Source organism: Stappia sp. P2PMeth1 (genome assembly GCF_900185735.1).
GTDB lineage: Bacteria > Pseudomonadota > Alphaproteobacteria > Rhizobiales > Stappiaceae > Stappia.
This window is the reverse complement of record NZ_FYAW01000016.1, coordinates 39,905-60,833: the sequence shown is the minus strand read 5'-3', so window position 1 is coordinate 60,833 and position 20,929 is coordinate 39,905. Positions and strand designations below refer to the sequence as shown.

Below are 20,929 nucleotides of genomic sequence, written 5' to 3'. Positions count from 1 at the left end.
GCCTCCTTTCCTCAGTTGAACATTCGCGCGTTGCCGGGCTGATAGCCTGACCCCGGCGTCAGGAAACGCTCGCGCTGAATGCGTCCCTGTTCGGCTGCCGTGGCGCGTTCGGCCTCGGTCAAGGCATTCGCCCGGCCATTGGCCGAGATGACAGCGATCAGGTCCGAAAGCTGCTGCGACTGGAGGGCGAGAAGCTGGTTGCCAGCCTGGGTCGCCTGAAGCGCGCCGGTCGCCCCCTGGCTTTGGCCGACAAGCTCCGACATTTGCGTGCGATTGCTGTCGATATTGCCGACGACGCCGGCCTGGACGCGCATGGCGTCCTGCAGGCCGCCGACGGTGTTTTCCCAGCGCGAGCGCGCATCGGCGATCATCTGGGTGTCGGTCGCGGTCAAAGACAGCTTGCCGTAGTCCTGCTGGAACATCTGATCGATGTTCTGAACGTCGAACGCAATGTTCTGGGCCTGCCCGAGAAGCTGCTGGGTCCGCTGGACGTTCTGCTGAAGCGCCTGAAGCGAGCTGTGAGGCAGGCTCGCGAGATTGCGGGCCTGGTTGATCAGCATCTGCGCCTCGTTCTGAAGCGAGGTGATCTGGTTGTTGATCTGCTCCAGCGTACGGGCGGCGGTCAGCAGATTCTCCGCGTGGTTGGTCGGATCATAGACGATCCGGCCGAACCCGCCGAAGAAGGCATGGGCCGGGGTGATGAAGTCCGGCGCGAGCGCCAGCGGCGCGGCAAGCGAAAGGGCGAGCGCCGAAGCGCTGGCCATGCGGGAAATCCGGGTCTTTGTGCGCGTCATGGGGTACTTTCCTCTTCTTCCAGGGTGAGCTCGAACGCGTCCTCATCGAAAATGACGGACGGCAGATCCTCGCTTTCGGTCGCGAGATTGCTGAGGTCCGGGATCAGTTCTGCGGCCCATTCGACGCCACGCGCCTTGAGCCAGGCGGCGAGGAACCCGTCGCGGCCATGCTCGGTGAGGATTTCGCTGATCAGGGCCTGATCGGATTTGGCCGATGCGGCGCAAAGCGCCAGCCCGACTTCCGACAATCCGAGGTCAAACAGGCGGTTGCCGCGCCGCGACTGGCAGTAGTAGTCCCGCTTGGGCGTGGCCCGTGCGAGGATCTCGATCTGCCTGTCATTGAGGCCGAAACGGCGATAGATCGCGGTGATCTGGGGTTCGATGGCGCGCTCGTTGGGCAGCAACAGCCGCGTTGGGCAGCTTTCGATGATCGCCGGCGCGATGGCTGAATTGTCGATGTCGGACAGTGACTGCGTGGCGAAGATGACGCTGGCGTTCTTCTTTCGCAGGGTTTTGAGCCATTCCCTGAGTTGGTCCGCGAAGCCTTCGTCGTCGAGCGCCAGCCAGCCCTCGTCGATGATCAGCAGCGTGGGCCACCCGTCTAGCCGGTCGCCGATGCGGTGGAAGAGATAAGAGAGGACCGCGGGCGCCGCGCCGGTCCCGACAAGGCCCTCGATTTCGAATGCCTGCACGTCTGCTGAACCAAGATGTTCGGTCTCCGCATCGAGCAGCCGGCCATAGGGACCACCGACGCAATAGGCGCGGAGCGCCTGTTTCAGATCATTCGACTGGAGCAGCACGGCGAGGCCGGTGATGGTGCGTTCCCCGACCGGGGCGGAGGCGAGCGAGGTCAGGGCCGTCCAGATGTGCTCCTTCACCTCCGGGGTGATCTGGATGTTCTCGCGCGTCAGGATCGCCACGATCCAGTCGGCGGCCCAGGCGCGTTCGGCCGTCTCGTGAATGCGCGCCAGAGGTTGCAGCGAGACGGATGTTTCGGAAGCGTCGGTCAGCTCGCCACCAAGATCGTGCCAGTCACCTTGCATCGCGAGGGCGCAGGCCCGGATCGAGCCGCCGAAATCGAAGGCAAAGACCTGTGAGCGCGCGTAGCGCCGGAACTGCAAGGCCATTAGCGCCAGCAGCACCGATTTGCCGGCACCCGTCGGCCCGACGACAAGCGTATGGCCGACATCGCCGACATGGAGGGAAAACCGGAACGGGGTCGATCCTTCGGTCCTGCCATACAGCAGCGGGGGCGCGCCGAAGTGATCGTCCCGTTCCGGTCCCGCCCACACGGCGGACGAAGGGACCATGTGGGCAAGGTTGAGCGTCGAGACCGGCGGTTGCCGGACATTCGCATAGGCATGTCCGGGCAAGCTGCCGAGCCAGGCGTCGACGGCGTTGACCGTTTCGACCATGACGCTGAAATCGCGGGACTGGATGATCTTCTCGACCAGCCGCAGCTTTTCGTCGGCGCGGCGGGCGTCCTCGTCCCAAACGGTGACGGTCGCCGTGACATAGGCCATGCCCGCCATGTCGGCGCCAAGTTCCTGCAGGGCCATGTCGGCATCGGCCGCCTTGTTGGCGGCGTCGGTGTCGACGAGCGCGGATTGCTCGTTGGTCATCACCTCTTTCAGGATGGCGGCAATCGACTTGCGCTTGGCGAACCACTGGCGCCTGATCTTCGTCAGCAGCCGGGTCGCATCGGTCTTGTCCATGAGGATGGCGCGGGTCGACCAGCGATAGGGAAAGGCCAACCGGTTCATTTCGTCGAGCAGGCCGGGGGTGGTGGTTGCCGGAAAGCCGGTGATCGTCAGCACCCGGAGATGCTGATTGCCCAGGCGCGGCTCCAGCCCGCCGGTCAGCGGCTGATCGGCCAGCAGCGCATCGAGATAGGTCGGGGTTTCGGGCACGCGGACGCGATGCCGGTTGATCGAAATCGTCGAATGCAGGTAAGTCAGCGTCCCGGCGTCATCGAGCCAGCGGCATTCCGGCATAAAACCGTCGAGCAGCGCCAGCACGCGGTCGGTGCGGTCGGCAAAGCCGCGCACCAGTTCCCAAGGGTTCACGCTCGACGTTTCGCGGCCCTCGTAAAGCCAGGACTCGGAGCGGGCGGCATCCTCGGCGGGCGGAAGCCAGAGGAAGGTCAGGAAATAGCCAGAGACGAAATGGCTGCCTTTCTCCTCGAAATCGGCCTTGCGCTCGGCATCGACCAGCGCCGATGCGGGATCGGGGAAGCGGCTCGCCGGATAGGTGGCGGCTTCCGACCGCTGTGCTTCGACGAAGATCGCCCAGCCGGAGCCGAGGCGACGGAAGGCATTGTTAAGGCGGCCAGCGACCGCGACCAGCTCGGCCGCGACGGCGGAATCCAGATCGGGACCGCGAAACTTCGCGGTGCGCTGGAACGAGCCGTCCTTGTTGAGGACAACGCCGAAGCCGACCAGCGCTACCCAGGGAAGGTAATCGGCGAGGCGGGATGCGGTACGGCGGTATTCGGCGAGATTCATCATGGGCTTCCTCACACCGAAAGATGACCGGGGATGCGGAGGTGGCGGCGCGCGACCTCGACGAAGAGCGGATCGCGCTTGGCGGCCCAGACGGCGGCGATGTGACCGACGGCCCAGATCAGGATGCCGGCCAGCCAGAGCTGGAGGCCGAGGCCCACGGCTCCGGCCAGCGTGCCATTGAGGATCGCGACGGAGCGTGGCGCTCCGCCAAGCAGGATCGGTTCGGTCAGGGCGCGGTGAACCGGCACACTGAATCCCGGAACCGCGTCGAGCGCCTCGAAACTCACCGCCATCAGACCAGCGCTCCGCCGCCGAAGCTGAAGAACGAGAGGAAGAAGCTGGACGCCGCGAAGGCGATGGAGATACCGAAGACGATCTGGATGAGGCGACGGAAGCCGCCGCCGGTATCGCCGAATGCGAGCGTCAGGCCGGTGACGATGATGATGATCACTGCCACGATCTTGGCCACCGGGCCTTCGACGGATTCAAGGATGGATTGCAGCGGCGCTTCCCAGGGCATGGAGGAGCCAGACGCTTGGGCGGGGGCAGTCATCAGGCTCGCCCAGGTGAAGGCGGCGGCGGTCGCCAGATGATGACGGATACGAACGGCGCAACGGATCATGCAGGTTCTCCTGGAACGTGAGGGATTGAGGTGTCGGGAAAAGCGAGGGAAATCCGGTAATCGCCGTCGGGGCCGAGCCCTTCGACGCAGGCAAGTTCGGCCAGCCGGCGCGCGGAGCCGCGGCCAGCGAGGACGGCCACGAGGTCGATGGTCTCCGCGATCATCGCGCGCGGCACAGTGACGACGGCTTCCTGGATGAGTTGTTCGAGGCGGCGCAGGGCGCCGATGCCGGAACCAGCATGGATGGTGCCGATGCCGCCCGGATGGCCGGTGCCCCAGGCTTTGAGGAGATCGAGCGCCTCGGCGCCGCGCACCTCACCGATCGGAATGCGGTCCGGACGCAGGCGCAGCGAAGACCGCACCAGTTCCGACAAGGTGGCGACACCATCCTTGGTGCGCATCGCCACGAGATTCGACGCTGCGCATTGCAGTTCGCGGGTGTCCTCGATGATGACGACCCGATCCTGCGTCTTCGCCACCTCGGCGAGCAGCGCATTGGTCAGCGTCGTTTTACCGGTGGACGTGCCGCCTGCGACAAGGATGTTGGCGCGGGACGCGACGGCCGCGCGGAGCGTTTCCGCCTGATCGGCGGACATGATGCCGGCGGCCACATAGTCGTCTAGCGTGAATACTGCGACCGCGGGCTTGCGGATGGCGAAGGCGGGTGCGGACACGACCGGCGGCAGCAACCCCTCGAAGCGCTCGCCGGTTTCGGGCAGTTCGGCCGAGACGCGCGGGCTGCGCGCATGGACTTCGACGCCGACATGGTGGGCGACCAGCCGCACGATGCGCTCACCGTCAGCGGCGGACAGTATTTCGCCCGTATCGGCCAACCCTTCGGACAGCCGGTCCACCCAGATGCGTCCGTCCGGGTTCAGCATGACCTCGACGACAGACGGGTCTTGCAGCAGGGTTGAGATGGCAGGCCCGAGCGCTGTCCGGAGCATGCGCGCGCCGCGGTCCACATTTGCCTGTTTGTGGTTGATGCCTGGCATCTCGTCCCCGTTCCACCGGGGAGGCGAGAGACGATCCCCGGATGGGGATCACTAAAAGAGACACAAAACAGGTCGTTTCAACAAGTTTCGGTCGTCGTAGTAGTGTGGGATAAAATTACAGGAGAACGGCGGTGTGCCTGACCAGTCGGATGATCTGCAGGCACACCGGCATGCTCTCGACTGATTCGACCGGCCCGTGGCGTCAGGCCGCCTCGCCGGGACCGAGCCGACGTTCGCCCCAGGTGGTCCGCTCTCGGAAATCATGTCGCAAGTGGCTTAGCACTTGCGATAAAGTCTTGTGAAACGAATAGCCGCGACTTTCCGGGTGCAGCCGATCTATTGCGGGTTTCAGGAATTGCGCGAGATTGAGGCGCGCGCGCTCCATCTATAAGCAATAATTTCAACAAAACATGAAACGTTGAAATGATATGGACGAAAACGACGCGCTCGCGGGCTTCGCCGCGCTCTCTCACAAGGACCGCTTGCGGATAATCCGCATGTTGGTCGTCGCGGGGGCTGACGGCATGGCCGCTGGTGCCATCGCCGGCGCGCTCGATGATGCGCCGCCGTCGCGCGTCTCCTTCCATCTCAAGGAACTGGAGCGTGCCGGACTCGTGCAGGGGCGGCGAGATGGCAAGTCGATCATCTACAGCGCCAACTGGCCGGCGCTCTCCGATCTCGTCGCCTTCCTCATGCACGACTGCTGCCAAGGTCACTGCAAATATTGCGATCAAGCGATTGCCCTGTTCGCGAAATGCGAGGGCCGCCCAACCGGTACGATCCGCTGCGAATAGGACTGCCGATGCAGAAAGCCCTCGCCTTTGTTGAAAACAATCTCCTGCTGCTGGCCGTTGTAACGGCCGCGCTTGGCCTGCTCGTCCCTTCGCTCGGCATGGTCCTTGAAAGCGGCATAAGCCCGCTTCTGGCATTGCTGATGCTGGTCATCAGCCTGACATTCGACGCTCACGCCGTGAAGCTGGTTTTCCGGAAGCCGAGCCGGCAGCTTTGGGCGCTTGGCCTCGTCTATGGTCCCATGTCGCTCGCCGGATGGCTCACCGGGCGGCTGTTCTTCGGCTCTGGGCCGCTGGCCGCCGGTCAAACCCTTGTCGGCACTCTGCCGACTGACGTTTCCGCTCCGTTGCTGGTCCTGCTCGCACGCGGCAATGTCGCCCTCGCGGCGGTCCTCAATGCGGTCAACACAGTGCTTTCGCCCTTCATCGTGCCGATCCTGTTCCTGCTTCTCACCGGAATCGAGCTGCAAGTTCCCATCGGGGCGATCATCATGGAATTAGTGCTGATCGTGGTGCTGCCGACCGTGATCGGGGTCTACCTACGCACGCGATACCCGGAAGCGGTCGGCCGACACGATGGCCTCTATCCCTCTCTTGGTTCGGTGCTCTACCTGCTCCTGCTTCTGGCGGTCGTGGGTCCAAACGCCGAAACAATCCTCGGCTATGGCTGGTTCGCCCTCCTAATCGCGCTGGCCGCGCTCACGCTGAACCTGATCGGCTATGCGGTCGGGTCCATCGCAAAAGTCTTTGTGGCCGACCGGCAAGAGCTGATCGCCTACCTGTTCACGGTGAGCAAAAAGGAGTTCTCCATTGCGGCGGCGTTCGTAGCGGCGTCCGGGTTGCCCTCGGAAATCGCCGTGCCTGCCGCCTTCTTCGCTGTGATCCAGATGATTACGTCACCGATCGCCGCAAAGATTTTGGCATCGAGAGGCCCGGCGCTGCGGTGAGCAGTCATTAGGTTCTGGCTGGCAGCGGAGACAGGCTCTCTATTATCCTACAATCTGCGACCAGCCCGCATCCACACTGGTCTATCATCCTGTCCAGTTCCGACTTGAGCGCAGTTAGGTCTTCGATTTTTCGCTCGACTTCCTTCCGGTGCTCCTTTGCAATCGCATCAATCGCCGCGCAGGACTGCGAACGATCGTCGGCCAGCTTGAGAAACTCCCTGATCTGATCGAGCGAGAAACCAAGCTCGCGCGCACGCCTGATGAAGCTGAGGCGGTTGAGGTGGCCCGGCTCATATGCACGGTAGTTGCCATCGGTACGCGAGGGTGCGGGCAGGAGACCGTTCTTCTCGTAGAACCGGATCGTCTCGACCTTGGTCCCCGTTCGTCTAGCCAATTGGCCGATCATCAGAATTCTGTCGTTCATCTCTTGACCCTATAGTTACTACAGGGTCTATCTACAATGTCACATCGGGAAAGTCGAGGTGACATCATGGCGGCAGCGAGCCCTTACAGACTGCGTGTAGAAGGCATGGACTGCGCCTCCTGCGCGTTGAAAATTGAAACGGTGATGCAACGCCTGCCGGGCGTTAGCGACATTCATGTCAGCTACGCCAACGAGACGCTCGCATTGCAACTGGATGAGGACCGTACGGCTCTCGGCACCATTGAGCAAAAGATCCGAGCGCTCGGCTACACACCAGTGATCGAGCAGACCGAGGCAAAGGCGAGCCCACCTCGGAAACGCAGCACGGAGGCGTGGTGGAAAGGCAGCAAGGGTCGGCTTGTGCTCCTTACCGGCGCGTTGTTCATCCTTGCCTTCGCCCTCGCGCGTGTCCTGCCCGAATCGGAGCAATGGCTATACTCGGGCGCTGCATTGATCAGCATCATCCCGTTCGCGAGGCGGGCGGTCGCCGGCGCGATGTCCGGCTCCCCCTTCACCATCGAGACGCTGATGACGGTCGCGGCACTCGGCGCGGTCGCCATCGGCGAGGCCGAAGAAGCTGCTGTCGTGATCTTTCTGTTCGCAGTGGGCGAATTGCTTGAAACCGTGGCGGCCGGCCGTGCGCGCGCTGGCATTGAAGCACTGATCGATCTCGTGCCTCGGGCCGCGTTCCGCGAGCGTGATGGTGTTGTTGAGAAGGTCGCCGCAGAAGATCTGGCCGTCGGTGATGTTGTCGTTGTTCGGCCTGGTGACCGTGTGCCGTCTGACGGCACGGTGATTGACGGCGTTTCTGAGGTCGATGAGGCCCCGGTGACAGGCGAATCCGTGCCCGTGCTGAAAGAAGCCGGCGCAAACGTCTATGCCGGCAGCATCAATGCAAATGGCGAGTTGCGGGTGTCGATCAGCCATGTCGCGGCCGACAACACCATCGCCCGTATCATCCACATGGTCGAGGAAGCCCAGGAATCAAAGGCCCCGACGGCGCGTATGATCGACCGTTTCAGCCGCTGGTACACGCCGGGCGCGATGGTCGTCGCGGCTCTGATCGTTGTCGTGCCGCCGCTCGCCTTCGGCGGTGACTGGATGACATGGGTGTATCGGGGTCTCGCGACGTTGCTGATTGCTTGTCCCTGCGCGCTCGTGATTTCCACACCGGCGGCTATTGCTTCGGGTCTTGCCGCCGGTGCGCGTCAGGGACTGTTGATCAAGGGCGGCGCGACGCTGGAAACACTTGGCAAGGTCGTAACCGTTGCCTTCGACAAGACGGGAACGCTGACGCGTGGCCACCCCCAGGTGACGGACATTGTGCCGATCAATGGTGATGAGAACTCCGTCCTTGCCATCGCGGCGGCCGTCGAGCGCAGCACCAGCCATCCTCTCGGGATTGCAATCGTGGAGGCGGCAAAGGTGCGGGGGCTCGAACTGCCCGCCACCTTCGGGGGCGGCGTTGCCACACCCGGCAAAGCGGTCACAGCGCGGTTGAAGGACGGCTTCGCTTCGGTCGGGTCTCCCCGTCACGCCGCCGAACAAACGGGCCTCGAAGAGAGCATCGTTGACACGATCACCGGGCTGGAGAGCCAGGGCAAGACGGTCGTCGTGCTCATCAAGGGCAAGACCATCGAGGGATTGATCGCCTTGCGCGACGAGCCGCGCGACGACGCTATCGAAGGTGTGAAGCGGCTGACAGATCGCGGCGTGCGCCCTCTGATGCTGACCGGCGACAACAAGCGCACGGCCGACGCCATTGCGGCTCATCTCGGCCTTGAGGCGAGCGCCGAACTTCTGCCCGACGCCAAGCTCGCCGAGATCGGCCGCCTCAGGGCTGATGGACCGATTGCCATGGTGGGAGACGGTATCAACGACGCTCCGGCGCTCGCTGCTGCCTCCGTTGGCGTTGCCATGGGTGCGGGCACCGACGTCGCGCTGGAAACCGCTGATGCCGCGCTGCTCAGAAACCGGGTGACGGGTATCGCTGATCTCATCGGATTGTCGCAGGCGACGCTCGGCAATATCTGGCAGAACATCGCAATAGCGCTTGGTCTGAAGGCTGTCTTCCTCGTGACGACTCTATTCGGCATTACCACGCTCTGGATGGCCATCCTCGCCGATACGGGCGCTACTGTCCTCGTTACGGCCAATGCGCTGCGCCTGCTGACCTGGCGCGGCACCCGCGACAAATGAGCTTGAACAGTGCGCACATGCAGGTCGCGGCTTCCACTTCTCGCCAAGAAAGCCGAGGTATAATTTATGAGTAATCAGTCCCAGGGCAGTGCCAATTCATCCGAGAAGAGCGAACAATGGGCGCTCGCATGGGTACTTGCGATTAATACTGCCCAGGCAGCCATTGTGGGAGGATTAGGTTGGTGGGCTCAGTCAACAGGATTGATGGGCTCTGCACTCGATAATCTTGGCGATGCCGGTGTCTACGCCATCAGCCTTTTCGTCGTAGGTCGCGGTTTGGCGGCGAAGGTTCGCGTTGCGCGGCTGTCGGGTATGCTCCTGATAGTATTCGCCGGTTTGCTTCTGTTTGAGGTTGGCCGACGCTTCTTCACTGGCTCCGATCCGATCGGGCCGGTCATGATCGCCGTGGCAATCGCGAGCGCGCTTACGAATATGATCTGCATGTGGTTCCTGAAATCACATCGGGAAAGTGGCGTGCATCTGCAAGCCTCATGGATATTCACGACAAACGATATGCTCGTGAACTCGGCGATCGCTGTTTCTGGTCTTGCAGTAATTCTTTTCAATTCGCCTTATCCGGATCTGATCATTGGCTTGGGTGTGGTTGTAGTCGTTGTCAGAAGCGGCTTCGAAATCCTTGAGAAGGCCGGCGAAGCTGGAAAAGGAGAAAAGGAACATGACTAGTTTGCGAGCCCTATCCGCCGCCTTCCTTGCCCTTGCAGTGTCGATCTCTCCTGCTGTGGGTCACGACTTCCAAGCTGGTTCGATCACCATCAATCACCCGTGGTCACGCGCGACTCCGCCGGTCACGCCGGTAGCCGGCGGCTATCTGACGCTGACAAACGATGGCGATATGGCCGATCGCCTGGTTTCAATCTCATCACCTCTGTCAGACCGGGTGGAAATCCATGAGTCGACCGTGAGCGATGGGGTTGCCAGCATGAGGCCTGTGCAAAATGGCATCGAAATTGGAGCTGGCGAGACCGTCGAGCTTCAACCTGGCGGTATGCACATCATGTTCTTGAAGCCATCGCGCCCTTTGAAGGATGGGGAGCGGTTTGCCGCGACTCTTGTGTTCGAGCAGGCCGGTGCGATCGACGTTGAGTTCGTTGTGCAGAACATGGGCGCTCGTCCGGAATCTGCGAACGAACATGACGGACACGGAGAGGCTGTCCAATGAGCGGCGTCAAACTTTTCCGCCTTGTTGCATGGGTTGCCGTCGCCGCTGTCGGCGGGCTTTTCATCGGCCTGTCCGTATCCAAGCCTTGGCAACAGCAAACCGTGGCGGTCGCGTCCTCGACAGGCACGGCAGCCATCGGCGGCCCGTTCCAGCTCACATCCCATCGAGGCGAAACGATCGACAATGCTGCGCTGGCCGGAAAGCCTTATCTCGCCTTCTTCGGCTTCACCCATTGTCCCGATGTGTGCCCGACGACGCTCTATGAACTGAGCGATCTCATGAACGAGCTCGGGCCGGTGGCCGACCAGTTCAACGTCCTGTTCTTCACCGTCGATCCCGAACGGGACACACAAGAATTGCTGGCTCAGTACATGACAGCCTTTGATAACCGCATCCTCGCACTGCGGGGAAATCGACAGGAAACGGACGCTGTGGTGAAGGCCTTTGCGGCCTATGCGCGAAAAGTGCCTCTGGAAGGGGGCGAATACACAATGGATCATACCGCCGGCGTTTACCTGATGGATGCCGAGAGCCAATTCGTCGGCACGCTCGACATGCACGAGCCGCGTGAGATTCGATTGCAGAAGCTCCGCCGCCTGGCGGGCGAGATTGGCTGATGGAGTTCTCCAGTATCGGAATAGCGACGGCTTTCGCCGCAGGTGTCGTATCCTTCCTGTCGCCCTGCGTCCTTCCGCTGGTGCCGGGCTATATCTCCTACGTCGCAGGCCGCACGATTAGCCCGGATGGCACTGCGGCCGATGCCGAATTCAAGGCGGCAAGCCGAACTCTCGGCCTCAGCCTCTGCTTCGTGCTCGGCTTTACGACCGTGTTCGTCCTCCTTGGGGCCAGCGCAACCGTGTTGAGCCGGCTCCTGCGCATGTATCTTTTCGAAGCGAACCTGATCGGAGGCGTAATCGTCGTCCTCTTCGGTCTGTTCACGACAGGCCTCGTACCAATGCCCTGGCTCAATCGTGAAGCGCGGTTCCATGCCAATCCGGGCAGCGGAAGCGCCGGCGCGGCTTATCTCCTCGGTCTCGCTTTCGCGTTCGGCTGGACTCCCTGCATCGGACCAGTGCTGGGCGCGATTCTGACCCTGTCCGCCGCCAACGCCACGGTCGCAAGCGGAACGACGCTGCTCGCCGTCTACTCGCTCGGCCTTGGCCTCCCTTTCATCTTGGCCGCTTTGTTCATGCGCGGGTTCATGGCGCGGATGATGTCGATGCGCCGTACTGGCCGGGTGCTCAAAATCGTCGCTGGTGGGGTGATGGTGGTGATGGGCATCGCCATGATCACCGGCCATCTAACCAGCTTTGCGATATGGCTGCTCCAGACTTTCCCGGCCCTCGGCCGGATCGGCTAAGCCGGAGTTTAAAGGACATTTGGACATGCTCAGGCTCGGCCTTCCCATCGCCCTTGGCGGATTTTTCCTTGATCAGGCGACGAAGTGGTGGGTCCTGAACCATGTTATGAACCCGCCTCAGGTCATCCCCGTCACCGGCTTCTTTAATCTCGTGCTCGGCTTCAATACCGGCGTGAGCTTCGGATTGTTCGGCCAGGCGCCGGCTTGGCTCCTGATGGCGTTCACGCTCGCTATAGTCGCTGGCCTCCTTGTCTGGATCCATCGAAGCGACAGCCGCCTGACGGCATCCGCCCTCGGGCTCGTGGTTGGGGGGGCGCTCGGCAATCTGCTCGACCGGCTGCGGCAGGGTGCGGTGGCGGATTTCCTGGATTTTTACATTGGCAGCTATCATTGGCCCGCCTTCAACCTTGCCGACGTGGCGATTGTCTGTGGGGTCGGGCTTTTGCTGGTGGAGAGCGTTCTGGCACGAGGCAAAACAAAGGCTGCATGAACAGAAGTCCTCGCCAGCTATCCGAAACTATCGCCGCAAAATTCCCGGAACCTGCAACGTAGCGGGCTTTAGAAGTAGTGCGACATGGCAATGGCTCGGGCGGGCTTAGCCGCAGCAGGCAGACGCTCTCGTCTGCTGCGCGCGATGCCTCGGCTTGCAGATTGCGGGGCGCGGGCTGAGACGCACAATCGTCCGGTCTTTCTCGATCTCGATTCCGGCCCCGTCATAGACCTGCATCGGCTCACCGGGCCGGCTCACCTCCCATGTCAACCGCGCGTCCGTGTCAAGCTGGACCCTGCTGCCGACCTTTCCCAAGATTGACCGGAACTTGGCGACGGTCATCGGCATGCTGCCTTCGGTCGGGGGAATATCCTCGACCTGCAAGACCGTCTCCCGCCACGCATCGGGATTGCCGCCGCAATCGAGCGTGACGAAGGAACCGGCCTTGACCTCCGTGATGTGATAGCCGGCCTGCACCTGCTGCCCGTCGCCATAGGCGAGCACAAGAACCTTGTCGGCATGGCCCTCCAAAATATCGAGGATCGCCCCGAGCGAGGCAACATCAGGAAATTCTGTGATTAAGGGGCTGGCGTAAGCGTTCATGTCCGTGTATCCATGATTCAACTACTCTTGAGATGTTGAGGCATACATGAACGAAAAGCAAGCCCTCTCTGCCTTCGCGGCGCTCTCGCAGGAAACCCGGCTGCGCATCGTGCGCCTGCTGGTGACGGCCGGCCCGGAAGGGATGCCGGCCGGCGCGATCGGGGAAGCGATGGACGGCGCATCGTCGTCGCGCATGTCCTTCCACCTGAGCCACCTTGAACAAGCCGACCTCATCGAGTCGCGGCGCGACGGGCGCTCGATCATCTACAGCGCCTCCTATCCGGCGCTGTCCGGCCTGCTCGAATTTCTCATGCGCGATTGCTGCCAAGGCCACCCGGACGTGTGCAACCCGGCAGTCGCCGCGCTGTCCTGCTGCAAACCGACGAAAGGCGTCACCCATGCCTGAGCCTATGGCCAATCACTCCGATAGAATCTTCAACGTGCTGTTTCTTTGCACCGGAAATTCCGCCCGCTCGATCCTTGCCGAAAGCATCTTGAACAAGGATGGTGCGGGTCGCTTCCGGGCCTATTCGGCTGGAAGCCAGCCCAAAGGCGAAGTGAACCCGCTCGCCCTGAAGGTACTCGAAAGCTACGACTACCCGGCTGAAGGCTTCCGATCGAAAGGATGGGAAGAATTCTCCGGCCCCGACGCGCCGGTGATGGATTTCGTGTTCACCGTCTGCGACAACGCGGCCGGCGAAGCCTGTCCGGTCTGGCCGGGCCAGCCGATGACCGCGCATTGGGGTATCGAAGACCCCGCCACCGTCGAGGGCACCGAGATTCAGCGCATGGCGGCTTTTGTCACGGCGTTTCGCTACATGAAAACCCGGATTTCGGTCTTCGTGGCCTTGCCCGTCGCCAGCCTCGATAAATCGTCGCTCAATATGAAGCTCAACGAAATCGGTCAATCCGAAGGGGCAGCCTCGCCCCGCTCTGGCGCGGCGTGAGGCAATCCATGGATGTCATTGTCTACCACAATCCCGATTGCGGCACCTCGCGCAATACGCTCGGCCTGATCCGCAATTCCGGCGTCGAGCCGCATATCATCGAATATCTGAAAACCCCGCCCTCACGGGCGCTGCTCGCGCAACTCATCGAGCGCGCCAGCCTGACGGCCCGCTCGATCTTGCGGGAGAAAGGAACGCCCTATGCCGACCTCGGCCTTGGCGATCCAGAATTGAGCGATGACGCATTGCTCGACGCCATGATGGCGCACCCGATCCTCATCAATCGCCCCCTCGTCGTCACCCCCCAAGGGGTCAAGCTCTGCCGACCGTCCGAAGCCGTTCTTGATCTGCTGCCCCCACAACGGGGCGAGTTCGTCAAAGAGGATGGCGAGCGGATCATTGACGAACATGGACGGCGCGTTGCTTCCGCCTGACTTTCAGCCTGCGATTGGAGAATACTGATGGCTTCCCTCAAGCCAGCTTCCCGCCTTGGTTTCCTCGACCGCTATCTGACGGTGTGGATTTTCGCCGCGATGGCACTCGGCGTCGTGCTGGGCACGATATTCACCGGCTTGCCGGAAGCTCTCAACGCCATGTCGGTCGGCACCACCAACATACCGATCGCCATCGGCCTGATCCTGATGATGTATCCGCCGCTCGCCAAGGTGCGCTACGAAGAACTGCACCGGGTCTTTTCCGACAAGCGAGTGCTGATCCTTTCGCTGGTACAAAACTGGATCATCGGCCCGACGCTGATGTTCGCGCTGGCCGTGATCTTCCTGCGCGACCACCCGGAATACATGACAGGACTGATCCTGATCGGACTCGCCCGCTGCATCGCTATGGTGCTGGTCTGGAACCAACTCGCGCGCGGCGACAATCAATATGTCGCCGGTCTGGTTGCCTTCAACTCGATATTCCAGATTCTGTTCTTCTCCACCTATGCGTGGTTTTTCCTTTCCGTCTTGCCACCCCTCTTCGGCCTTGAGGGCAGCGTCATAGACGTGAGCTTCTGGACCATTACCGAAGCGGTGCTGATCTATCTCGGCATTCCCTTCCTCGCCGGGTTCCTGACGCGCCGCATCCTCATCGCTCGCAAAGGCGCGGGCTGGTATGAGCACGAATTTCTGCCGCGCATCAGCCCCATAACGCTAGCCGCGCTGCTGTTCACCATTGTCGCCATGTTCAGCCTCAAGGGCGCGGACGTGGTGTCGCTGCCTCTCGATGTCCTGCGCATAGCCATTCCCCTGGCGCTTTATTTCGTCATCCAGTTCCTCATCAGCTTCGCGATGGGCCGGCTGATCGAGGCGGATTATCCGCGCACCACGGCCATCGCCTTCACCGCTGCCGGCAATAATTTCGAGTTGGCCATCGCGGTCGCCATCGCGGCATTCGGTCTCGCATCGCCGGTGGCCTTCGCCGCCGTCATCGGCCCGCTCGTGGAAGTGCCCGCACTGATCCTGCTCGTTCATGTCGCGCTCAGGCTCGGCGCGAAGTGGTTTCCCGAGAAAGGGACGCCCGTTGCCGTTCCGGCCGAGGCCAAGCCATGACGGTTTCCGACCTTCCTAATGTGGTCCGCGCGGTGCTCGACAGCCCATCGGCTGAACGCCTACGAACGACGCCCTCTGCTCATCCGCCGCGCATTCTCCTGCTCTACGGCTCGTTGCGTGAACGCTCCTATAGCAAGCTGCTCACGCTCGAAGCCGAACGGCTCCTCAACCACTTCGGCGCGGAAACCCGTGTGTTCGATCCGCACGGCCTGCCGCTGCCTGATGGTGCGCCCGTTGATCATCCGAAGGTGCAGGAGCTTCGGAAACTTTCGGAATGGTCCGAAGGGCAGGTCTGGACCAGCCCCGAACGTCACGGTGCCATGAGCGGAGTCCTCAAGGCGCAAATCGACTGGATACCGCTCGCGGTTGGCGCAGTTCGCCCCACCCAGGGCCGCACATTGGCCGTGATGCAAGTCTCTGGCGGCTCGCAGAGTTTCAACGCCGTCAACCAACTTCGCGTCCTCGGCCGCTGGATGCGGATGATCACCATCCCCAACCAGTCCTCGGTCGCCAAGGCATATCAGGAGTTCGACGAAGCGGGTCGAATGAAGCCTTCATCCTATTACGACCGGGTGGTCGATGTGATGGAGGAACTGGTGAAGTTCACGCTTCTGACCCGCGACGTCGCTCCTTACCTCACCGACCGCTACAGCGAGCGCAAGGAAACCGCCCAAAAGCTGGAAGAGCGTATGGCGCTCAAGCGCGTCCGGTGACGACAAACCTGCCGGCTCAAACGGGCCTGTCTCCCGACGCGAGAAGGTGGCCCGTCATCTCCGCGCTCGGCATCGTACAGATATTTGCATGGGGCAGCTCCTATTACCTGCTCGCCGTTCTCGCCGCCCCGATCGCGGCCGATACGGGTTGGCCGCTTTCATGGATCGTCGGCGCTCTCTCCATTGGCCTGCTCGCGGCCGGCGTCGTTTCCCCGCGCGTGGGTGACGCCATTGGCCAGCACGGCGGGCGTCCCATCCTTGCTCTGGCTTGCCTGCTGTTCGCTGCCGGCCTCGTCATCCTTGCGGCTGCGCCGTCCCTATGGGTATTCGTCGCCGGATGGATCGTGCTCGGTATCGGCATGGGGGCCGGCCTTTATGATGCGGCATTTGCCACGCTCGGGGGCTATTATGGCCGTTCCGCGCGATCCGCCATCACTACACTGACCTTGTGGGGCGGCTTCGCAAGCACGGTCTGCTGGCCGCTCTCGGCCTTGTTTCTGGAGCATCTGGGATGGCGCGGGGCCTGCATGGCCTATGCCGGCATTCATCTCGCGATCTGCCTGCCGCTCGTGCTGCTGGTCCTTCCGAGCAACGGCAAGCCCAGGCCGATCGGTGGCAAAGACCAAGCTCCTGCGATCAAGCTGCGCGACCATGAGCGCCGGGCCTATCTGATCATGATGGCGATCGTGGTGCTGGCCGGATTGGGCGTCACCATCATATCGGTGCATCTGCTGACCCTGTTGCAGCAACGCGGGCTGTCGCTGGGCGAAGCTGTAGCCCTCGGCGCGCTGATAGGCCCGGCCCAAGTCGCCGGCCGAATTGGCGAAATGGCGAGCGGGGGGAGGCATCATCCCTTCTGGACACTCGCGGCCGCCTCCGTCCTGAGCGCGGCAGGGGTGACGATGCTCGCGGCAGGTTTTCTCATCATCGGCCTGTCGCTCATCCTCTACGGGGCCGGCAATGGCATCTTCTCGATCGCCAAGGGTGCGCTCCCGCTCGCCCTGTTCGGACCTTCCCGCTATGCGCCGATCATGGGGCGGCTTGCCCGGCCCAGTCTCGTCGCCCAAGCTGCCGGCCCAACCGTGGGTGCGATCCTGCTTTCGGTCGGGGGCACCGATCAAACTCTTGTGGCGCTGGCAGCTCTCGCCATCGCCAATCTCGCCCTCGTCGCGCTGTTATGGGGGCCGATCAAAGGAGAAGCGGGAAGCAACGATAAGTTTTGAGAAGCCGTCACGAAGATCCCTGATTTTTGTAGCAGGTCAGGCCAACGTTGAATTTTCAGGGGAATTTCTGTCGCAAATGTCGCGTGCGAAAGTCAAAATTGTGCGACTGATTTTTGCGACACGTCGCGGCCCGGAATCCGGGCCGCAATGGATTACCGCTCTTCCCGCTGCTGTGGTGCTGGACCGATTGTAGCGGGTTCCCCTTCGATGATGCGGATCGGCACGCCCAAAGCAGCCGAAAGGGATGCTTCGCTGCCACCGGCAAGCTCTGTTCCGGGGAGAACCGTAAGAACCACATATCCGGTGCGCTCATCGACATATCCGCCGTAGCCATCGGGAAGAACGCGCGTAATCATCTGGCGGTCATCCAACGCGGCGACCAGTTGATCGACGGTATGGGATGCGCCTGTCAGGACTTCGACACGCACCCGATCTTCGCCCAATTGGTACTGAAGCGTGCCCGCATCCCGGTCTCCCGTTAGCCTGACGACGACATGGAAATCGGGCTCGCGCTCGATGAAGATACCGGCGATACGGTCGCGGAAACGCTCCTGTAGGGCGGCCGAAAGCGGGCCGGTGTCCGGCTCCATCTCATGCGAGGGGATTTCAGGAACATAGTTCTCAGGCAACCCGGCCGGTCTGGCGGACGTGGGCGCCTCCGCGCCTGCCACGGATGCTGCCGCGACAAACACCGTTGCGCCAAAAGCCCCCGCCCATACCCTATTCATTTGTGGTTTTGCCGCGTGCTTCGAAGAGCGCGGCCTTGTCTTCCGCGGGGCTGATGAAACCGTCGCCATCGGTGTCGATCTGGTCGAAGACTTCATCGGTCATGTTCGGATTCCCGGCTTTCGCCTCTTCCCGGCTCAGCTTGCCGTCGCCATCCGTGTCGCCCGCGTCCCATTCGGCCTGCCATGCGGCTTCGTCAAAATCTGCGGGCGGTTCCGTCTGGGCGAAGGCAGGGACGGCGAGACCGATGGCGAACAGGCTGGCAATGGCAAGTCTCAAGGCTGTTCCTCCAAAGTCGAGTGAATATACAGCCATCACCTTAGGATAATTCGCGAAAATCCCAAAGACCGCGACAGTCGCGAAGGCCGCTTCCGGCGGATCCTTGTTACTGCTCAGCCAACCGGGAGCGGGAACTCGTGTCAACGACTAAGGCGGCCAAATTCAACTCTCTGATCCGTCACATCCTCCGACACCTCCTGCCGCAGCTTCGGTCCCTGTGCGAGGCGGCGACCGAGCGCGGTGATGAACGCCTCGTATCGCTCCGCTGATTTGGCCTTCGCGGCCTTTGCCGCCGGCTCAGGCAAGGCCGGTGTGGTGTTGACCCAGAAGCGGATGAAGACCGCCAGGCTTTCGACGGCGATGCCGACGTCTCGTTCAAGCCGGTCCATGCGGCGATCGAGTCGATCGAGGCGCTTGGCGATTATCGCCTCTCGGCGTTCGGCATCGTCGGGAGACAGGAATGAGGCGATGGCCGCCTCGCCGATCATCGACTGCGACCGGTCCCGCCGCGCGGCAAACTCGGTCAGGGCTTTTTCGACATCGGGGTCCAGATAGACGGTGAGTTTTTTCTTCTTCCGGAGATTGGCCATGGCGCTACAGCTCCATGCCGTCGTTCGGGTCCATGGCAACCTGCCGGGCAATGCCCTGCACCTGGCGGATCATGCGCCGATTTTGCATGGCCTCTTCCTCAACTTCATCGGGCGGCGCGATCTCGAATTCGTTCTCGAGGGGCTTTTTCTTCTCCACGGGCTTTACGCGGCTGAGTTCAGGCTGCAATCGGCGTTCGGATTCGGTCGGATCTTCGTCATTGGTTCTCTGGTCGCCGTGATCCGTGGCGCCTTCCGGTCGCGCCGGGATCGGAAGCTTGGTCCAGTCGTCGGGCCGCGTTTCTTCGGGACCTTTCAATTCAGGCGGTGACAGAACGCGCTCGCGAAACCGGGCGTCCTCGTAATAGCGCGCCTTCGTCGCCCGGATCGGGGGGATGCCCGCCACCATGACGATCTCCTCATGTGGGGGAAGCTGCATGATCTCGCCCGGCGTCAGCAACTGGCGCGCGGTTTCCGAGCGCGAGACCATAAGGTGCCCGAGCCAGGGCGACAGGCGATGGCCGGCATAGTTCTTCATCGCCTTCATCTCGGTGGCGGTGCCGAGCGCATCCGACACCCGTTTCGCCGTGCGCTCGTCGTTGGTGGCGAAGCTGACGCGGACATGGCAGTTGTCGAGGATCGAGTTGTTCGGCCCGTAGGCTTTCTCGATCTGGTTCAGCGACTGCGCGATCAGGAATGATTTCAGACCGTAGCCGGCCATGAAAGCCAGCGCGGTCTCGAAGAAATCGAGCCTGCCCAGCGCCGGAAACTCGTCCAGCATCAGAAGGAGCCGATGCCGCCCGGCGTTCGCCTGCAGGTCTTCGGTCAGGCGACGGCCGATCTGATTGAGCAGCAATCGCATCAGCGGCTTGGTGCGGTTGATGTCGGAGGGCGGCACGACGAGGTAAAGCGTGACCGGCTGATCGCCTCCCACAATATCGCTGATGCGCCAGTCGGAGCGGCGTGTGACTTCGGCCACGACCGGATCGCGATACAGGCCGAGAAACGACATCGCCGTCGACAACACGCCGCTGCGCTCGTTCTCGGACTTGTTGCGCAGCTCGCGCGCGGCGCTGGCAACGACCGGGTGCGGCCCCGCTTCGCCCAGATGCGCGGTCTTCATCATGGCGCGCAACGTGGAATCCACCGGGCGCTTCGGATCGGACAGGAATTTGGCCACACCTGCCAGGGTCTTGTCGGGTTCGGCGTAAAGCACATGCAGGATGGCGCCCACCAGCAGCGAATGGCTGGTCTTTTCCCAATGGTTGCGCTTGTCGAGACTGCCTTCCGGATCGACGAGGATGTCGGCGATGTTCTGGACGTCGCGCACCTCCCACTCGCCGCGGCGCACTTCCAGCAGCGGATTGTAGGCCGAGGATTTCGGGTTGGTCGGGTCGAAGAGCAGCACGCGGCCGTGCTGCGAGCGGAAGCCGGAGGTGAGCTGCCAGTTCTCACCCTTGATGTCGTGGACGATGGCCGACCCCGGCCAGGTCAGCAGCGACGGGACGACGAGGCCGACGCCTTTGCCCGAACGTGTCGGGGCAAAGCACAGGACATGCTCCGGCCCGTCATGGCGTAGATAGTCCTTCTCGTAACGGCCGAGAACAACACCATCGGGATCGAGCAGGCCCGCCGCCTTGATCTCTCCTTTCCCGGCCCATCGCGCCGAGCCATAGGTGGCGACGTTTTTCGCCTCGCGCGCCCGCCAGACCGACATGCCGATGGCGACGGCAATGGCGATGAAGCCGCCCGATGCCGCGATGATCCCGCCCTTGGCGAAGATCGGCGGCGCATAGGCTTCGTAGAAATACCACCACCAGAAGATCGCGGGCGGATAATAGATCGGCACGCCGAACATCACGAACCAGGGCGGCCCGAGTTGCGCCTGATAACCGAGGCTCGAGGCGACATACTGGGTCGCGCCCCAGGTGGTGGCGAGGATGATGAGGAAGACGATGGTGATCTGTCCCCAGAGGATCTTGGTCGCGGACATTG

25 protein-coding genes are annotated in these 20,929 nt (G+C 62.3%); 14 read left to right on the top strand and 11 right to left on the bottom strand.

Going from position 1 to position 20,929, the window contains the following annotated elements:
- Nucleotides 1-11: 11 nt before the first annotated feature.
- From trbJ to trbB, 5 genes are read right to left on the bottom strand one after another with little or no spacing between them, the layout of a single operon-like run.
- Nucleotides 12-794 (bottom strand): P-type conjugative transfer protein TrbJ, encoded by a 783-nt coding sequence (gene trbJ / locus P2PM1_RS08790; RefSeq protein ID WP_012092659.1) that lies wholly within the window; start codon nt 792-794, stop codon nt 12-14.
- Complete coding sequence (gene trbE / locus P2PM1_RS08785) at nt 791-3,301, bottom strand: conjugal transfer protein TrbE (protein WP_012092658.1); 2,511 nt, start codon at nt 3,299-3,301, stop codon at nt 791-793. The genes trbJ and trbE overlap by 4 nt, the downstream gene beginning before the upstream one ends.
- Nucleotides 3,302-3,309: 8 nt before the next feature.
- Nucleotides 3,310-3,591, bottom strand: coding sequence for a VirB3 family type IV secretion system protein (locus P2PM1_RS08780; RefSeq protein WP_012092657.1), 282 nt, complete (start codon nt 3,589-3,591; stop codon nt 3,310-3,312).
- A complete protein-coding gene (locus tag P2PM1_RS08775; protein ID WP_012092656.1) occupies nt 3,591-3,920 on the bottom strand; it encodes a TrbC/VirB2 family protein in 330 nt (109 codons plus the stop codon). The genes P2PM1_RS08780 and P2PM1_RS08775 overlap by 1 nt, the downstream gene beginning before the upstream one ends.
- A complete protein-coding gene (gene trbB, locus P2PM1_RS08770) occupies nt 3,917-4,915 on the bottom strand; it encodes a P-type conjugative transfer ATPase TrbB (RefSeq protein WP_012092655.1) in 999 nt (332 codons plus the stop codon). The genes P2PM1_RS08775 and trbB overlap by 4 nt, the downstream gene beginning before the upstream one ends.
- Nucleotides 4,916-5,343: 428 nt before the next feature.
- On the opposite strand from trbB, the gene P2PM1_RS08765 reads away from it, so the two are divergent.
- Entirely contained in the window at nt 5,344-5,709 is a 366-nt protein-coding gene (locus P2PM1_RS08765; RefSeq protein WP_012092654.1) for a helix-turn-helix transcriptional regulator, read from the top strand.
- An 8-nt stretch (nt 5,710-5,717) separates the two neighbouring features.
- Nucleotides 5,718-6,653, top strand: coding sequence for a bile acid:sodium symporter family protein (locus P2PM1_RS08760; protein ID WP_012092653.1), 936 nt, complete (start codon nt 5,718-5,720; stop codon nt 6,651-6,653).
- A 7-nt stretch (nt 6,654-6,660) separates the two neighbouring features.
- Here the strand turns inward: P2PM1_RS08760 and P2PM1_RS08755 are convergent, their stop codons facing one another.
- Nucleotides 6,661-7,077, bottom strand: a complete 417-nt coding sequence (locus P2PM1_RS08755) for a helix-turn-helix domain-containing protein (RefSeq protein WP_012092652.1) — start codon at nt 7,075-7,077, stop codon at nt 6,661-6,663.
- Nucleotides 7,078-7,143: 66 nt separating this feature from the next.
- Between P2PM1_RS08755 and P2PM1_RS08750 the strand changes: the two genes are divergently transcribed.
- The 6 genes from P2PM1_RS08750 to lspA all read left to right on the top strand — a co-directional run bounded on the left by P2PM1_RS08750 (nt 7,144) and on the right by lspA (nt 12,306).
- Complete coding sequence (locus P2PM1_RS08750; RefSeq protein ID WP_028034401.1) at nt 7,144-9,276, top strand: heavy metal translocating P-type ATPase; 2,133 nt, start codon at nt 7,144-7,146, stop codon at nt 9,274-9,276.
- Nucleotides 9,277-9,342: 66 nt separating this feature from the next.
- A complete protein-coding gene (locus P2PM1_RS08745) occupies nt 9,343-9,960 on the top strand; it encodes a cation transporter (protein ID WP_012092650.1) in 618 nt (205 codons plus the stop codon).
- Nucleotides 9,953-10,456, top strand: coding sequence for a copper chaperone PCu(A)C (locus P2PM1_RS08740; protein WP_028034400.1), 504 nt, complete (start codon nt 9,953-9,955; stop codon nt 10,454-10,456). Before P2PM1_RS08745 ends, P2PM1_RS08740 begins: the two co-directional genes overlap by 8 nt.
- Nucleotides 10,453-11,073, top strand: a complete 621-nt coding sequence (locus tag P2PM1_RS08735) for an SCO family protein (RefSeq protein ID WP_012092648.1) — start codon at nt 10,453-10,455, stop codon at nt 11,071-11,073. Before P2PM1_RS08740 ends, P2PM1_RS08735 begins: the two co-directional genes overlap by 4 nt.
- Nucleotides 11,073-11,816 (top strand): cytochrome c biogenesis CcdA family protein, encoded by a 744-nt coding sequence (locus tag P2PM1_RS08730; protein ID WP_012092647.1) that lies wholly within the window; start codon nt 11,073-11,075, stop codon nt 11,814-11,816. Before P2PM1_RS08735 ends, P2PM1_RS08730 begins: the two co-directional genes overlap by 1 nt.
- A gap of 25 nt (nt 11,817-11,841) precedes the next feature.
- The gene (gene lspA, locus P2PM1_RS08725; protein ID WP_012092646.1) at nt 11,842-12,306 is read left to right on the top strand and encodes a signal peptidase II; all 465 of its coding nucleotides are present in this window, start codon (nt 11,842-11,844) and stop codon (nt 12,304-12,306) included.
- A gap of 105 nt (nt 12,307-12,411) precedes the next feature.
- On the opposite strand, the gene P2PM1_RS08720 is transcribed toward lspA, so the two are convergent.
- Nucleotides 12,412-12,909 (bottom strand): DUF6428 family protein, encoded by a 498-nt coding sequence (locus P2PM1_RS08720; RefSeq protein ID WP_012092645.1) that lies wholly within the window; start codon nt 12,907-12,909, stop codon nt 12,412-12,414.
- 46 nt (nt 12,910-12,955) lie between these two features.
- On the opposite strand from P2PM1_RS08720, the gene P2PM1_RS08715 reads away from it, so the two are divergent.
- From P2PM1_RS08715 to P2PM1_RS08690, 6 genes are read left to right on the top strand one after another with little or no spacing between them, the layout of a single operon-like run.
- Nucleotides 12,956-13,315 carry a helix-turn-helix transcriptional regulator gene (locus tag P2PM1_RS08715; RefSeq protein WP_012092644.1) on the top strand — a complete coding sequence of 120 codons (360 nt, stop codon included), beginning with the start codon at nt 12,956-12,958 and terminating at the stop codon, nt 13,313-13,315.
- A complete protein-coding gene (locus tag P2PM1_RS08710; protein WP_012092643.1) occupies nt 13,308-13,856 on the top strand; it encodes an arsenate reductase ArsC in 549 nt (182 codons plus the stop codon). The genes P2PM1_RS08715 and P2PM1_RS08710 overlap by 8 nt, the downstream gene beginning before the upstream one ends.
- Nucleotides 13,857-13,864: 8 nt before the next feature.
- Nucleotides 13,865-14,290, top strand: a complete 426-nt coding sequence (arsC, locus tag P2PM1_RS08705) for an arsenate reductase (glutaredoxin) (RefSeq protein ID WP_012092642.1) — start codon at nt 13,865-13,867, stop codon at nt 14,288-14,290.
- 27 nt (nt 14,291-14,317) lie between these two features.
- A complete protein-coding gene (arsB, locus tag P2PM1_RS08700) occupies nt 14,318-15,406 on the top strand; it encodes an ACR3 family arsenite efflux transporter (RefSeq protein ID WP_012092641.1) in 1,089 nt (362 codons plus the stop codon).
- Nucleotides 15,403-16,119, top strand: a complete 717-nt coding sequence (gene arsH / locus P2PM1_RS08695; RefSeq protein WP_012092640.1) for an arsenical resistance protein ArsH — start codon at nt 15,403-15,405, stop codon at nt 16,117-16,119. Before arsB ends, arsH begins: the two co-directional genes overlap by 4 nt.
- Complete coding sequence (locus tag P2PM1_RS08690; protein ID WP_012092639.1) at nt 16,116-17,342, top strand: MFS transporter; 1,227 nt, start codon at nt 16,116-16,118, stop codon at nt 17,340-17,342. Before arsH ends, P2PM1_RS08690 begins: the two co-directional genes overlap by 4 nt.
- A 152-nt stretch (nt 17,343-17,494) precedes the next feature.
- On the opposite strand, the gene P2PM1_RS08685 is transcribed toward P2PM1_RS08690, so the two are convergent.
- From P2PM1_RS08685 to P2PM1_RS08670, 4 genes are all read right to left on the bottom strand, one after another.
- Nucleotides 17,495-17,971 carry a hypothetical protein gene (locus P2PM1_RS08685; RefSeq protein WP_147307258.1) on the bottom strand — a complete coding sequence of 159 codons (477 nt, stop codon included), beginning with the start codon at nt 17,969-17,971 and terminating at the stop codon, nt 17,495-17,497.
- A gap of 91 nt (nt 17,972-18,062) precedes the next feature.
- A complete protein-coding gene (locus P2PM1_RS08680) occupies nt 18,063-18,347 on the bottom strand; it encodes a hypothetical protein (protein WP_036749074.1) in 285 nt (94 codons plus the stop codon).
- A gap of 140 nt (nt 18,348-18,487) precedes the next feature.
- Complete coding sequence (locus tag P2PM1_RS08675; protein WP_012092637.1) at nt 18,488-18,937, bottom strand: CopG family transcriptional regulator; 450 nt, start codon at nt 18,935-18,937, stop codon at nt 18,488-18,490.
- A 4-nt stretch (nt 18,938-18,941) separates the two neighbouring features.
- Nucleotides 18,942-20,927, bottom strand: coding sequence for a conjugal transfer protein TraG (locus tag P2PM1_RS08670; protein WP_012092636.1), 1,986 nt, complete (start codon nt 20,925-20,927; stop codon nt 18,942-18,944).
- Nucleotides 20,928-20,929 lie beyond the last annotated feature (2 nt).

What these genes read in the sequence shown, in the direction of transcription:
- P2PM1_RS08750 (WP_028034401.1), top strand. Translation starts at nt 7,144, where the DNA reads ATGGCGGCAGCGAGCCCTTACAGACTGCGTGTAGAAGGCATGGACTGC.
- P2PM1_RS08670 (WP_012092636.1), bottom strand. Translation starts at nt 20,927, where the DNA reads ATGTCCGCGACCAAGATCCTCTGGGGACAGATCACCATCGTCTTCCTC.
- P2PM1_RS08720 (WP_012092645.1), bottom strand. Translation starts at nt 12,909, where the DNA reads ATGAACGCTTACGCCAGCCCCTTAATCACAGAATTTCCTGATGTTGCC.
- P2PM1_RS08730 (WP_012092647.1), top strand. Translation starts at nt 11,073, where the DNA reads ATGGAGTTCTCCAGTATCGGAATAGCGACGGCTTTCGCCGCAGGTGTC.
- P2PM1_RS08715 (WP_012092644.1), top strand. Translation starts at nt 12,956, where the DNA reads ATGAACGAAAAGCAAGCCCTCTCTGCCTTCGCGGCGCTCTCGCAGGAA.
- P2PM1_RS08765 (WP_012092654.1), top strand. Translation starts at nt 5,344, where the DNA reads ATGGACGAAAACGACGCGCTCGCGGGCTTCGCCGCGCTCTCTCACAAG.
- P2PM1_RS08780 (WP_012092657.1), bottom strand. Translation starts at nt 3,591, where the DNA reads ATGGCGGTGAGTTTCGAGGCGCTCGACGCGGTTCCGGGATTCAGTGTG.
- arsC (WP_012092642.1), top strand. Translation starts at nt 13,865, where the DNA reads ATGGATGTCATTGTCTACCACAATCCCGATTGCGGCACCTCGCGCAAT.
- P2PM1_RS08740 (WP_028034400.1), top strand. Translation starts at nt 9,953, where the DNA reads ATGACTAGTTTGCGAGCCCTATCCGCCGCCTTCCTTGCCCTTGCAGTG.
- lspA (WP_012092646.1), top strand. Translation starts at nt 11,842, where the DNA reads ATGCTCAGGCTCGGCCTTCCCATCGCCCTTGGCGGATTTTTCCTTGAT.
- P2PM1_RS08735 (WP_012092648.1), top strand. Translation starts at nt 10,453, where the DNA reads ATGAGCGGCGTCAAACTTTTCCGCCTTGTTGCATGGGTTGCCGTCGCC.
- P2PM1_RS08760 (WP_012092653.1), top strand. Translation starts at nt 5,718, where the DNA reads ATGCAGAAAGCCCTCGCCTTTGTTGAAAACAATCTCCTGCTGCTGGCC.
- trbJ (WP_012092659.1), bottom strand. Translation starts at nt 794, where the DNA reads ATGACGCGCACAAAGACCCGGATTTCCCGCATGGCCAGCGCTTCGGCG.
- P2PM1_RS08755 (WP_012092652.1), bottom strand. Translation starts at nt 7,077, where the DNA reads ATGAACGACAGAATTCTGATGATCGGCCAATTGGCTAGACGAACGGGG.
- P2PM1_RS08745 (WP_012092650.1), top strand. Translation starts at nt 9,343, where the DNA reads ATGAGTAATCAGTCCCAGGGCAGTGCCAATTCATCCGAGAAGAGCGAA.
- P2PM1_RS08710 (WP_012092643.1), top strand. Translation starts at nt 13,308, where the DNA reads ATGCCTGAGCCTATGGCCAATCACTCCGATAGAATCTTCAACGTGCTG.
- arsH (WP_012092640.1), top strand. Translation starts at nt 15,403, where the DNA reads ATGACGGTTTCCGACCTTCCTAATGTGGTCCGCGCGGTGCTCGACAGC.
- trbB (WP_012092655.1), bottom strand. Translation starts at nt 4,915, where the DNA reads ATGCCAGGCATCAACCACAAACAGGCAAATGTGGACCGCGGCGCGCGC.
- arsB (WP_012092641.1), top strand. Translation starts at nt 14,318, where the DNA reads ATGGCTTCCCTCAAGCCAGCTTCCCGCCTTGGTTTCCTCGACCGCTAT.
- trbE (WP_012092658.1), bottom strand. Translation starts at nt 3,301, where the DNA reads ATGATGAATCTCGCCGAATACCGCCGTACCGCATCCCGCCTCGCCGAT.
- P2PM1_RS08775 (WP_012092656.1), bottom strand. Translation starts at nt 3,920, where the DNA reads ATGATCCGTTGCGCCGTTCGTATCCGTCATCATCTGGCGACCGCCGCC.
- P2PM1_RS08675 (WP_012092637.1), bottom strand. Translation starts at nt 18,937, where the DNA reads ATGGCCAATCTCCGGAAGAAGAAAAAACTCACCGTCTATCTGGACCCC.